The following is a 12,312-nucleotide window of genomic DNA, read 5'->3' as shown; positions in this document are numbered from 1 at the left end:
TCGGGGTCGCCCCCTCAATCTGTCGACCGCTCGCCTGCGGCCGACTGGCCTGCCGAGCGCGTATACTCATCGACGGTGACAGGGCCGTTCGGTGACTCCTCGGCGAAGACCTGTGCCGAAAAGCGCTTGACGGTCGTCTCGGCTTCCCGCCAGGCAGCCTCTGGAAGGCCGGCTTTCCGGGCTGTCTGGGCGAGAAACTGTTGGGTCGACCACTCCTGCTCGACCGCGACCTGTGGCAACAGCAGGCCGGTCTGTCGCCCCTTCGAGACGATCAAGCCGTCTCGGCCGATCTCGATCGAGGAAGGCACCTCCCCCGAAACAGTCACCGGTGGCGTCAGGACGCTCACCGAGACGGTAACGGCGTCGAGTTCGTCGGCCGAAAGCGGCGGGAATCGCGGATCGTCGCTGGATGCGCCGACGGCTGCAGCCTGCAATCCGTCCGAAAGGGGCTGTGCCGGTCGCGGCCGACCGATACAGCCCCGCAACTGGCCGTCCAATTGCAGCGTCACGAAGACGCCACGCTCCTCGTCGAGGACGTCGAGATCCGGAGCTGCCGGCGCCGATCCGTCGGTCGCGGCCGCGGTCACGACTGCCCGGGCATGTTCGACCAGGCGCTGGCCGGTCCCGCTGTCGAGGCGCGCCGCGTCCCCAGGTGACATCGCTACCTCCCGATAGGGCTGCCAGCTCCGTACCGAGCGACCCCCAACACGTGGGGTCTTTAGGCGGACCACTCGGCGTCCGACAGCGTGCGCTGGACCGCTTGCTCGCCGACCGCCTCGGCGAGGGTCCGGAACCCGGAGCGTTCAGTCCGGTCCTCGGCGTCGGCGACGAGCCGCGAGACGATGAACTCCGGCGTCGAGCGGCCAACGGTCTCGAAGCGGGGCTGATAGTCGACTTCCAGTTCGAGGTCGGTCGTCAGTCCCTCGGCGAAGATCCCGTCGGTCCGGGCCGTCTGTGGTAACGGCTCCAGATCGTCGGCCAGGTGGGTGACGAACACGCCAAGGGCTGCCCGATCGACGGTCAACGTCACCAGACCGTGCAGGAGGTCGGCGGCGCTACCCGGTTCGGTGATCGCCTCGAACTCGTCGACGAGCATCAACGTCCGGCCTTCGTCGGTCAGTGGCGGGACGACCGACCGAAGCGTCGATTCGAGCACGCCCGCGTTGAAACTCGCGTGCCGGCGGTGGAAGACGATCACATCGACGATCCCCACTTCTGCGGTCTCGGCAGGGACGGGCAGGCCCATCTGGGCGAGCAACTGGACTTGACAGAGTGTCTCAAGCAGCGTCGTCTTCCCACCGCTGTTTGCTCCCGTCAGGACGGCAACGCGGTCCCCGTCCGGCGGCACCCGTGCCCGATCGACCGAGAGGGTGTGATCGCCGACGGCGTAGGTGATCGGCTGGACGTCCGCCTCAGCTCCCAGTAGCGACAGGTTGTCGGCGTTCTCGACGGCGATGACGTCCCGATCCTCGACGTAGGTCGGGGCCGTGAGGTCGAACGCGATCGCGAAGCGAGCCAGCGAGACGGCGAGTGCGATCTCGTCGACGGCCGCGACGGCCCGGTCGATCTCCTCGCGAGCAGCCGAAAGGGTCGTCTCCAGCTGGTCGCTGACTTCCTGTTCTCGCTCGGTCACGGCGTCCTGGCGGTCGGTGGCGAGGGTTCGCAACGCTTCGGCGACGAAATCGGTCGCGTTGGCGGCCTCGCGGGGCGTCGCGTCCCGGACCGCCTCGACGTCGACACCGGCTTCCTCGACGACGTGGCGGACGAACGTCTCGCGGAAGGCATCACCGCCCCCGACGCCGGCCTCGCGGACGGCCTCGATGACGCGTTCGGGGTTTGCGGCCATGTCCTCGACCGCCCCACGCTGGCTCCGGAGGTCGTCGAGGCGCTCGTCGGCGCCCTCGGCGACCCCGCCCGCCGACAGTGCGTCTAGGGCCTCGGCCCCGACCTCGAGGTGCTCTGTGTCGAGATCAGCGAGCGTCTCGAAGGGGCCGGTGGTCATTCCGGCCGCCTTCAGTGCCAGCGCGGCCCGGACGCCGGCCAGATCGCCGCCCTCGACGCTGTCGTAGGCTTCGAAAGCCTCGGTGACGCGTTCTCGATCGCTCTCAGAGAGCCCCGTCCAGGCGTCTCTGGCCTCGATGACGGTTTCGAGGTGGGCTTCCATCTCGGTCCGGCTGGCTTTCGGTGTCAGTAGTCGGATGCTATCGGCTGCGTGTTGGGTGACGGCGAACTCGGCGGCCAGATCCAGGACCGACTTGTAGACGTCCCGAGCGTCCCGGGTCGCCAGTACGTCCATCGCGGCCCCGTCAGTCCGCCGGAGGATCCGCGTCGCCCGCCCGCGGCTCAGTCCGGCTTCGGTCAGCGTTCGGAGGTCACCGCTCTCGATCGCTGCGATGGCGGCCTCGACGCCGAGGTTCTCGGCCAGCAACTCGCGGGTCTTTGGCCCGACGCCCCAGTAGTCCTCCAGGTCCATACGGCCACCCTCAGGGGCTGGCGACAAGTCCTTTCCCCTCTCTGGAACGGCCCGACCACGGTGATGGACACGCCCACCCTGATCAAACCGTCACCCACGATTCCGACGCGTCGCTCTTCTCGATGGCCGCCAGCACACGCTGGACCGCCAGGCCGTCCGAAAAGTCCGGGGCGTAGCCATCTCCCGACGCGACGGCGCTGAGGAACTCGTAGTTTTCGTGGACGAACGTGTGTTCCCAGCCCAGGACGTGACCGGCCGGCCACCAGCGGTCGCCGTACGGGTCGTCCTCTTCGGTCACCAGAACCGTCTCGAAGCCGCGGCCGTCCGGCCGTCTGACGTCCAGCTCGTTGAGCCGTTCGAGGTCGAACCGAAGGGACCCCTTCGAGCCGTTGACTTCGATCACGTTGCTGTTGTCGTGGCCCGTCGCCATCCGCGAGGCCTCGAAGGTCCCCATCGCGCCGCCCGCGAAAGTCGCCTGGGCGCTGAAAGCATCGTCGACGGTGACCGGGCGCGTCTCGGTCCCGCTGTCGTCGGCCCTGCCCGCTTCATCCGGGACCGGCCGCTCGTCGACGAACGTGCGCAGGTGGCCCGAGACGCGTTCGACGCGATCGGCGAGCAGGAACTGCGCGAGATCGATCGAGTGGGCACCGAGATCCCCGAGCGCGCCCGATCCGGCGACCGACTCGTCGTTGCGCCAGCTCCAGGCCGCCTCGGGATCGGCCAGCCCGTCCTGTAGGTACCGAGCGCGAACGTGATAGATCTCGCCCAGTTCGCCCCGGTCGATCAACTCGCGAGCGAGCTGGATCGCCGGGACGAACCGGTAGTTGAACGCGATCCCTGTCGTCGCGTTGCTCGCTCGGGCGGCCGCCGCCATCTCCTCGGCCGCGTCGAGGGTGTGAGCGAGTGGTTTCTCACAGAAGACGTCGACGTCCTCTTCGAGGGCAGCGATCGAGGGCGCGGCGTGGAGGTTGTTCGGACCGAGGTTGTACAGCACGTCGATCTCGTCGATCGCCGCCGCCCAGTCGGTGACGTATCGGTCAAAGCCCAGCCGATCGACCGCCTCGGACAGTCCATCCTCGTCGCGGCCGATCAGGACGCTCCGTTCGACCGCGGGCGCTTCCGGGAAGAACAGCGGCAGCCGAGCGAGTGCATTCGCGTGTGCCCGGCCCATGAACCGGTAGCCGAGGAACCCGACGCGGACGGTCATGCCTGATCCGCCTCCTGGGGGACGCTGGCCCACCCGGGCGCTACCGTGTCGATCCGCAAGTTGGCAACTGACGAGCGTACATCTCCGAGCACGGGAGTGAGAACTCTCGTATCCATAGCTTGAGCCACGAGCGTTGGGTACAAATAACACACTGGCGGCTGTGATAGCGCGACGCGACGTTGCGGCCAAACGTCAAATACCCGGCCGACCAACTCCGGCCAATGAGCGACTCGGCAGCGAATCGTTGTCCGTCCTGTGGGGCTGGCCTGGATGGGAGCCGCATCTGTCCGGGTTGTGGCCTCGAAATCCGCACGGACGAGGGCGACCTCTCCTCGGCAGCGACCGATGCGATCGTCGATAGCGCGCTGTCTACCGCCGAGGAGAGTCACACAGCCCGCGGCCGGACGTTGCCGTATCCACTCCGACTCGCGACTGCTCTGGCGATCTCGGTCCCCTTCGCGCCGCTGTCGGGATTCATGTTGGCGAGTGTGCTCCCGGCGACCCCTCTCGGGCTGGTACTGGTCGGCATGAGTGCGTGGATGGCTCCCGCCGGGCTGCTGGCCAGAACGCACGTGCCCTCGTTGATCGTCGGCCGTGGTCTCACCGTTCTGGGCGGCCTGGTCGGGGTTACGCCGCTTTTGCTTGCCCTCGGGCGTAGCGTTCTCGGTGACGCTGCCGTAGCGAACCCGCCAATCAGTAGCTCCCGGGCGGTCGTCGGGTCGTTTCTGGCCTTTGGCCTGTTGATTCTCGTGTTCGGACTGGTCGTCTCACGGGTCGCCGTTCGCAAACGCGCCGCGTGGCACGAGGACGAGACCGGGACGCTTCGGAGTGACTGACCTGCGCGTTGCCCCGTCTCGTCGGTGCCGACTCGACGACACTCACTCCCAGAACGACCGCGTTCGGGCGTACTCGCGCTCGCGTTCGAGAATATCCCGGTAGAATTCGGCCTCGTTTTCCCGGAGTTTGTTGATGATGCGGGCGGCGTTGGTCGGCCCGACGCCGCGTCCGGCCAGGGCGATCACCGCCTGTTTGCCGTGGCTCTGGACCAGATCGGCCGCCTGATAGCCGCGTTTGGTCCGCTTTTCCTGTTCGTCGTCCTTGTCCGTTGCCCGCACCGCCGCGATGGTCTCCTCGTCCCAGGGATTGAGTGCGGCGATCCGTGTCGAGTCACACTCCGGACAGTGCGGTTGGTCGCGGACGCGTTTGACGGGTTTGGTCCGCCGATAGGACTCACAGTGGACACAAAAGAGGATCACGCGATCGTCCTGGATGCGGTCTTTCAGGGTCTCGATGACGCTGGCGTCGGCGTTCTCGGGGGCGAGCAGTTCGGTGCCACCCGAGCGACCGCCCAGCCCGATCGCCGTTCGGCCGCCGACGGTCTCGACGTCGATATCGCCTTTCTGGATCGCGGCGAGGACGTCACCCGTCCGCTCGATCGCGAGTTTCTCGTGGATCAACTCCCGGAGGGCCTCGTCGTACATCGGTGTGTCTTCGAGGGCATCGAGCAGGCGGTCGCGACCGAACCGCTGGCTGCCCCGTCCGCGCCAGCGTTTGAGCGAGCCGAACTTCGCCGCGACCTGTGCGAGCCGGAACTTCAGGGCGTCGGCGTTCTTCAGGCTGAGTTCGATCAACCCCTCGACGTGTTCGGGCGCAGTCGATTCCAGAATGTCGACCGCATCGCCGGCGGTGACGTTCCGGGGCACTTCCAGGCTGATCCGAGAGGGATCGACGTCGAGGCCGACGGACGATCCCGTCCGCTGGCCCAGGAGTGCCGACAGTAGCCGCCCCAGCGTCTCGTTGACCTTGTGGCCGAATGGTGCGTTGACCACGACGTCTCGGCCCTCGAACTCGACGACGATTCGGTTTGGTCCCGGCACCGGCCCTTCGTGATCGTCGACTTGCTTGAGGGCGGCTTCGAGGGTCTCGCTGTCGGCGTCGTATCGCCCGGCGAGGTGGCGCGCTACCGACGCCCGATCGCCGCCGGCCCGGAGTTGCTCGGCCGCGACCGTCCGGATTTCGGCGACTTCCTGGGCGACATCGTAGGGGACGGGGATCTCCTGGCCGGTCCATGCGGGGACCTCGCCGGCGGGATCCTCGATGGGCGTGACGTTGACGACGTCTTCCTCCTCGTCGATCTCGGTGATGCGCCACATCTCGCCGCGCTGGACGAACACTTCTCCCGGCGCGGCGAAGTTGACGACGAACCGTTCGTCAAGCGTCCCGACTTGCTTGCCGCTGGCTCCGTCTTCGACGTCGTAGGTCGCCTCGTCGGGGATCATCGAGAGGTTGTGATAGAAGTACTGCCAGGTGCCCCGTCGTTTCGAGAGTTCGTCGTCGTCCGCTTCGAGCCAGACGACCCGATTCTCCGCGAGTTCGCGGACGATCTCCCGGAACACCGGTTCGGAAATGTCGGCGAAGGGGTAGGCCCGCGTGACGATCTCGTAGGCGCGTCTGGCGTCGACCTCCCCGAGATCCATGACGATCCCGGCGATCTGGTTGGCGACCGTATCGCGGCTCCCGTGGTGGATCTGGGCGGGTTCGACCTCGCCGGCCTGGGCCTGGCGGGCGATCGCCAGCGCCTCGAAGGTCTCGTCCGGGCCAGTCGTGACGACCGTCCCCTTCGAGGTTCGATCCCGGCGGTGGCCCGCCCGTCCCACCCGCTGGAGCAGGCGGGAGACCTGTCGGGGGCTGTTGTACTGGACGACGTGATCGACCCGGCCCACGTCGATGCCCAGCTCCATCGAGGAGGTACAGAGCAGCCCGTCCAACTCGCCGGCCTTGAACTGGTCTTCGACCTCGACGCGGGCGTCAGTCGCGAGCGAGCCGTGGTGGATACCCAGGTCGGTGCCGTACTCCTTGAGTCGCGATCCCAGCGCCTCGGCAGTCTGTCGCGTGTTGACGAACACCAGCGTCGAGTCGTGGGTTGCGATCAGTTCGTCGATCGTCCGGACGTGACTCGCGACGTCGGGGTCGGTGACGAGTTGGCCGGCGATCTCCTCGTCGCCGTCTTTGACGGTCGGCTGGACGACGTCGATTTCGAGGGTACTCCCGGCCCCTACCTCGACGATCTCACAGCCCCGATCGCCGGTGAGAAACCGGCCGACTTCCTCGGGATCACCGACCGTCGCCGAGAGGCCGATCCGCTGGAACGGGCCAGCCAGTTCCCGGAGGCGTTCGAGGCCGATTGCCAACTGCGCCCCGCGTTTTGCGGCGGCAAGTTCGTGCACCTCGTCGATGACGACGTGGCCGACGGATTCGAGCGCGAGCCGGAGTTTCTCCCCCGTGAGGATTGCCTGCAGCGTCTCGGGGGTCGTCACGAGCACGTCCGGTGGATTCTCGGCTTGCTGTTGGCGGCGGTAGTCGGAGGTGTCGCCGTGACGGATGTCGACTTCTATCTCAAGGGTCTCGCCCCACCACTCTAAGCGATCGCGCATGTCGCGATTCAGTGCGCGCAGCGGTGTCACGTACAGTGCGCCGATCCCTTCGGGTGGATCCGCCGCGAGTGCGTCGAAGACCGGCAACATCGCGGTCTCGGTCTTGCCACTCCCGGTCGGGGCGATCACCAGCGCGTCCTCGCCGGCCGCCAGGGGCGGAATCGCGCGGCGCTGTGGCTCGGTCGGCGTCGTGAATCCCCGTGCAGAGAGCGCCTCCCGGACGGCCTCGCCGAGGTGGGTGAACGCGGCCTCGCCCTCGCTCATCGGCTACGTATAGCGGTTTCAGCCGATTAAACGCATCGGGGGAGGGGTGAAAACAGACACCATGGCCGTTCCGTGGTCGCCCCACAGCACGACGATCGGTCGCGGGGCCGACAGCACCGGCATCGAACGCACTACCTTCCCGGAGTTCTGCGAGCAGCCGCCTTCATTGCGCGACGACATCCTTGTCGGTCGGTCCCTGTCCGTCGTAGCGGTCGACCAGCTCGTCCAGTCGGTCGGCGTCGTCTGCGCCAGGCAGCTTGCGTGTCGCGGTCTCGCAGTCGGCATCGACGCCGAGGCTCTCACAGACGTGATCGGCGGTCGTCTCGGCCATCTGCCGGTAGGTCGTCAGCTTTCCGCCCACGATGCTGGTGACGTTCTCAACCCCGTCATCGGTGTGATCTAGCACGAAGTAGCCCCGCGAGATCCCGCGGCGGTCTCCCTCGGCTTCGTCGGGGGCATACAGTGGCCTGACGCCCCACCACTCGCGCACGGTCGGTGCGTCGGCGACCGGCGGCAACAGCTTCGCACACTCTTCGATCGACGTCTCGACTTCCCAGGCGGCTTTCTCGTAGTCGTCGGGGTCCGAGACCGGGACACTCGTCGTCCCGAGCACTGCCTCATCAGCGTGGGGGACGACGATGTCGCCGTCGGCGGGGTCCCGACAGCGGTTCAACACTGGGTCCAGTTCGTCGTAGGCCACAGACACCATCACGCCCCGGGACGGAGCCATGGTGACTTCGACGCCCGCGAGTGCAGCCACCTGTCCGGCCCACGCACCAGCCGCGTTGACGACGTGTTCCGGTTCGATCGTCCGCTCGACCGTGCCGCCGAGTGTCGCTTCGGTTATCCGGCCGTCGACGACACTCACCGCTTCCAGCGGCGCGTGCGGGTAGATCGTCCCACCGTGTTCTTCGGCATCAGCGGCGTTGGCTGCCCCGAGCCGCGAGGGATAGATCGCGCCGTCGGGGACCCACATTGCCCGCTCGACGTCCGGTGTGAGATCGGGCACGCGTTCCCGGGCCTCATCGGCATCGAGCAACGCCGTCTCGATCCCGATAGCCTCACAGGCCGCGCGTTTCTCCTCGAAGTACTCCGGATCGTCTTCCTCGAGTTGGACGAACAGCCCACCGGTGTCCCGGATGCACTCACCGGCGATCGAACGGAGCACGGTGTTCTCCTCGATACACTCCTCGGCACCGACCCGATCGGACTCGGCGTACCGTGCGCCGCTGTGGAGGAGTCCGTGTGAGCGTCCCGAAGTCCCACTGGAGAGACCGTCCCGGTCGACGAGCGTCACGTCGACACCTCGAAGCGAGAGGTCCCGCGCGATGCCTGTGCCGGTCGCTCCACCCCCGACGACGAGTACCGTGGTCGATTCTATCATCATTTTCTGTTGGTTTGTGTGCTTATATGACTAGCGCCGCTCAAGAGACCCCGTCTTTGGTTTGGGCGCTCTGGGACTTACAGCTGCCAGACTGTCTCTCTGGCCCCGCTGCAATCGCCTTACGTACTCGTCGGCCGACCGTGGCTGCGGATACAGTCGCTTGGCCTCACTACGCCGCCTATCTGAACGACCCGCCGGTCACTCGACAGCGTGGGACACGTTCATGGGTACGCATCCCCGAGACTGGAGCATGTACCTGCCAGACGAGGCCTGGCCGGACCTCGAATCGTACTTCGAGTCGGAATCGCTGGCGCTGGTGCCGCTGGGCTCGACCGAGCAGCACGGTCCACATCTCCCTGAAGGAACGGATCATCTCATCGCCGAAGCGTTCGCCCGCGAGGCCGCCGATCGGACCGGCTTTCTCTGCACGCCGACGATCAAGATCGGCGTCTCCGATCATCACCTGCAGTTCCCCGGGACGGTCTCGGCCGACCCGTCGGCGTTCCGGGAGTACGTCGAGACCATTACCCGGAGTCTGACTCAGCACGGCATCGACCGCGTGATCTACGTCAACGCCCACGGCGGGAACGTCACGCACCTTCGCGAAGTGGGTCGTCGGCTTCGCAACGACGAGATCGCCTACGCCATCGAGTGGATGTGGGACGAGAGTATTCCGGAACGGATCGACGAGGCCTTCGAACACAACGGCCCCCACGGTGGCCCGAAAGAAACGGCACTCATCCAGCATCTCCACCCCGAACTCGTCCACGAGGATCGGCTGGAAGACGCACGCGACGGTGGGCTCGTCGAGGTCGGCGAGAGAATCGGTCGCGTCCACGGCTCACGAACGTTCTACGACTCGATCGACAACAGTGCAAACGGTGTCTTTGGCGACCAGACGGATGCCACCGCCGAGATCGGTGCAGAACTGTTCGATGCTGCCAGCGGTGAACTCGTCGCGCTGGCCGAGTGGCTTGCCGAGCAGGACTTCCCCGACCTCATGCCGAAAACACACCCCTGAGCCACGACGGCCCGATCAGCGCACGACGGTGACCGAGACCGGCGAGCGACGGACGATCTTTTCGGCGACACTGCCAAGCAGGATCCGCGAGACGCCGTCCCGGCCGTGACTGCCCATGACGATCCGATCGATATCGTGGTCCTCGGCGTAGCGGACGATCTCCCTGGCGGGTTTCCCGGCGGTCGTCTCGACAACGTAGTCGCCGTCCGTCGCTTCGAGGACCGACAGTACCTCGTCGGCAACGTCTGCCGCGAGTTCTTCCGGGTCGTCTTCGAGGCTGTCCCGGATGAGATTGAACCCGGCCTCGAAGGTATCGTCGGCGACTTCGATCACGCGAAGGAGAACGATCCGCTCGTCACCGTACTCGCTGACTGCTTCTTCGAGGGCGTCTCTGGCCGGCTCTGAACTATCGTACGGCACCAGTACTGCCATACGATAACTCGAAGGCGAGGGACTATAAATCTCGATTCGACGGGCGCTACCCGCTCTCGACAGTTCAGGCTCATCTTTGTCGCCCTGCCGGTACCCCGTGTTGCTCGAACGACGCTCTTTAGGGCCTCAGCCCGCAGCTCGTCTGGCTGCTGGGCGTCTTCGCCAGGGGCTTGGCTTCGTGGCCTCCGTCCTGAGCCGGATCCTCGGCCTGGAACGAGCCATTCCGTTCACGGGGTTCGTCGTCGCGCTCGTCTCCTCGACTGCGACGACCGGCTTGGCACCCTCGTCACGACTGGCCTGGATCTCGTCGTCGTGAGTGGCATCTTCGTGTTGGTCGTTTGATCGTCGCTGATCGACCCGCACTTACGATGCCCGATCGACCTGATTCCGATGCCGATTCAGATATCGATCGTCTGGTCAGTTCCCCGCCATGTTTGGGGTATCCCGGAACCTGTCGCTGTCCGAAATACATCAATGGATATTTACTTAGGTGGGCTGAGCATTCAGCTATGACCGAACGTGTCGATTCACAAATGGATGGGGAGAGCGTTTCGAGACGCGCCGTCCTCGGCGGGGTCGCTGTGGGTGGGAGTGCCCTTCTCGCTGGTTGTAGCAGTGTCAGTGGGATGTTTTCCGACGGCGATGGTGGGGACCAATCTGACCGTCCCGAGGCACAGCTTTTCCCAGTTGCGACCGACGCAGCAGACGACGCTTGCCAACCGGCCTCGGGCGAGTCCAAGTCGGCGACGGGGCCGGGCGCAGCCGAGTGGTTCGCATACGGTGGCTGTGGTAGCTACAAGACCTACTCGGTCGTCCCCGAGGAAACGTACTGGATACTGTCCCGGACTGACAGCGCTCTGTTGACCGATGGGTCCTACGAAATTCACGAGCAAGTCGGGACTTCCTGGGAATCACAACAAACCGTTTCCGGGCCACAGGGTGAGCAAAAAGAGCGCATGAGCAAGTACGTTCCGGCAACCGAGCAGTTCCGCATCGTCAACGTCGGCGCTGGCTTCTACGTCGAAGTGTACGGCCCGAACCCGTCTTCGACGGTGTGATCGGCCCTCGAGGCCCGGATTGCATCGCACTCGGCTTACACGCTCTGGTAGGGGCCCAGCCGCGTTCCATCGAGGAGATACGCGTCACCGTCGGCGAGCCCCGCAGGCAGGAACGGCGAGAGAAACGACTGCCCGGCGACGTTACTCCAGGTGCCTCCCGAGAGATCGTTGAACGCTGGGCAGACGACGAGTTCGCCGTCGATCGTCGGACAGTCCTCGCCGTAGTGGGACTCGAAGGGGACTGAATCGAGCGTGCCCCGCAGCCACACGCGCTCTTTGCGCGTCCCGCCGACGTCGTCTTCCAGTCTCACGACCGGATGCTCGTGGCCGATACAGACCGTTTTAGCCCTGAGGACGTCCGGTGCCGGCCAGGTGTGTCCGTGCACGAAGCCGACCTCGCCCAGCCGAGTGCCGTCCCCGCCGGTGATCGTCACACCGTCCCGATCGGCCAGCACCGATTCGATCTCGCCGTCGTGATTGCCCTTCGTGAGCGTCAGTGGAACCCGATCGGTAATTGTCTCGACGATCCCCGTTATCTCCGCACGCTCCGGGCGGTCGGGGCTGCCGATAGTGTGACCGAGGTCTCCCAGAAGTACGACCCGATCCGGCACTGTCCGGTCCAGTAACGCCTCGATCGTCTCGCGGCGGGTATCGGCCTGTGACGGCACTTCGACGCCGTCCCGGCGGAGACCAGCCTCGATCCCGGCGTGGACGTCCGCGAGCAACAGGGCTCGTCCTTCGGGCACGTCGGCGACTGCGGCGGGCGCGTCGGGAACCGGCTCGACAACCATCAGATTGGCTTCAGCGTGCCCTCGCCGGGCTCGTAACACTGCCCGTTCATCAGTGCGTCCTGAATGGCATCTTCGACGGCCGACTCGGGGACGCCTTCACTGTCGACAACGTGATCGATCACGGCCTCCCGGTTGGCCCCATCGCCGTCGTCCAGTTCAGTCATCGCGTCCATGACAGCATCTTCGAGGTCGAGCTCTGCTGTGTCATCGTCGTCCTCGTCGGCGCCAGGCATTCCTTGCCCGGCTGA

General features: G+C 66.0%; 11 protein-coding genes. 3 read left to right on the top strand and 8 right to left on the bottom strand.

Annotated elements, in window-relative coordinates:
* Positions 1-14 precede the first annotated feature (14 nt).
* The 3 genes from amrA to Hrd1104_RS07010 form a co-directional block, all read right to left on the bottom strand.
* On the bottom strand, positions 15-659 hold the full coding sequence (gene amrA, locus Hrd1104_RS07020; RefSeq protein ID WP_154552079.1) for an AmmeMemoRadiSam system protein A: 645 nt from the start codon (positions 657-659) through the stop codon (positions 15-17).
* Between the two features lie 59 nt (positions 660-718).
* Entirely contained in the window at positions 719-2,473 is a 1,755-nt protein-coding gene (locus Hrd1104_RS07015; RefSeq protein WP_154552078.1) for a DNA mismatch repair protein, read from the bottom strand.
* Positions 2,474-2,555: 82 nt separating this feature from the next.
* Complete coding sequence (locus Hrd1104_RS07010) at positions 2,556-3,680, bottom strand: Gfo/Idh/MocA family protein (RefSeq protein ID WP_154552077.1); 1,125 nt, start codon at positions 3,678-3,680, stop codon at positions 2,556-2,558.
* A 221-nt stretch (positions 3,681-3,901) separates the two neighbouring features.
* Between Hrd1104_RS07010 and Hrd1104_RS07005 the strand changes: the two genes are divergently transcribed.
* Entirely contained in the window at positions 3,902-4,516 is a 615-nt protein-coding gene (locus Hrd1104_RS07005; RefSeq protein ID WP_154552076.1) for a hypothetical protein, read from the top strand.
* Between the two features lie 42 nt (positions 4,517-4,558).
* On the opposite strand, the gene Hrd1104_RS07000 is transcribed toward Hrd1104_RS07005, so the two are convergent.
* Both Hrd1104_RS07000 and Hrd1104_RS06995 read right to left on the bottom strand, forming a co-directional pair.
* Positions 4,559-7,378, bottom strand: a complete 2,820-nt coding sequence (locus tag Hrd1104_RS07000; protein WP_154552075.1) for a DEAD/DEAH box helicase — start codon at positions 7,376-7,378, stop codon at positions 4,559-4,561.
* Positions 7,379-7,541: 163 nt separating this feature from the next.
* The gene (locus tag Hrd1104_RS06995; protein ID WP_154552074.1) at positions 7,542-8,762 is read right to left on the bottom strand and encodes an FAD-dependent oxidoreductase; all 1,221 of its coding nucleotides are present in this window, start codon (positions 8,760-8,762) and stop codon (positions 7,542-7,544) included.
* 250 nt (positions 8,763-9,012) lie between these two features.
* Between Hrd1104_RS06995 and Hrd1104_RS06990 the strand changes: the two genes are divergently transcribed.
* Positions 9,013-9,783, top strand: coding sequence for a creatininase family protein (locus Hrd1104_RS06990; RefSeq protein WP_154552073.1), 771 nt, complete (start codon positions 9,013-9,015; stop codon positions 9,781-9,783).
* A 15-nt stretch (positions 9,784-9,798) separates the two neighbouring features.
* On the opposite strand, the gene Hrd1104_RS06985 is transcribed toward Hrd1104_RS06990, so the two are convergent.
* A complete protein-coding gene (locus tag Hrd1104_RS06985) occupies positions 9,799-10,215 on the bottom strand; it encodes a universal stress protein (protein WP_154552072.1) in 417 nt (138 codons plus the stop codon).
* Positions 10,216-10,724: 509 nt separating this feature from the next.
* On the opposite strand from Hrd1104_RS06985, the gene Hrd1104_RS06980 reads away from it, so the two are divergent.
* Positions 10,725-11,273, top strand: coding sequence for a hypothetical protein (locus Hrd1104_RS06980; protein ID WP_154552071.1), 549 nt, complete (start codon positions 10,725-10,727; stop codon positions 11,271-11,273).
* Positions 11,274-11,308: 35 nt separating this feature from the next.
* Here Hrd1104_RS06980 and Hrd1104_RS06975 read toward each other — a convergent pair whose 3' ends face one another.
* Both Hrd1104_RS06975 and Hrd1104_RS13570 read right to left on the bottom strand, forming a co-directional pair.
* The gene (locus tag Hrd1104_RS06975) at positions 11,309-12,064 is read right to left on the bottom strand and encodes a metallophosphoesterase (RefSeq protein ID WP_154552070.1); all 756 of its coding nucleotides are present in this window, start codon (positions 12,062-12,064) and stop codon (positions 11,309-11,311) included.
* On the bottom strand, positions 12,064-12,297 hold the full coding sequence (locus Hrd1104_RS13570; protein ID WP_370454771.1) for a hypothetical protein: 234 nt from the start codon (positions 12,295-12,297) through the stop codon (positions 12,064-12,066). Before Hrd1104_RS13570 ends, Hrd1104_RS06975 begins: the two co-directional genes overlap by 1 nt.
* Positions 12,298-12,312 lie beyond the last annotated feature (15 nt).

This window comes from Halorhabdus sp. CBA1104, from assembly GCF_009690625.1.
Lineage (GTDB): Archaea > Halobacteriota > Halobacteria > Halobacteriales > Haloarculaceae > Halorhabdus.
Note: the sequence above shows the minus strand (reverse complement) of the source record. Positions and strands in the feature narration are given on the sequence as shown.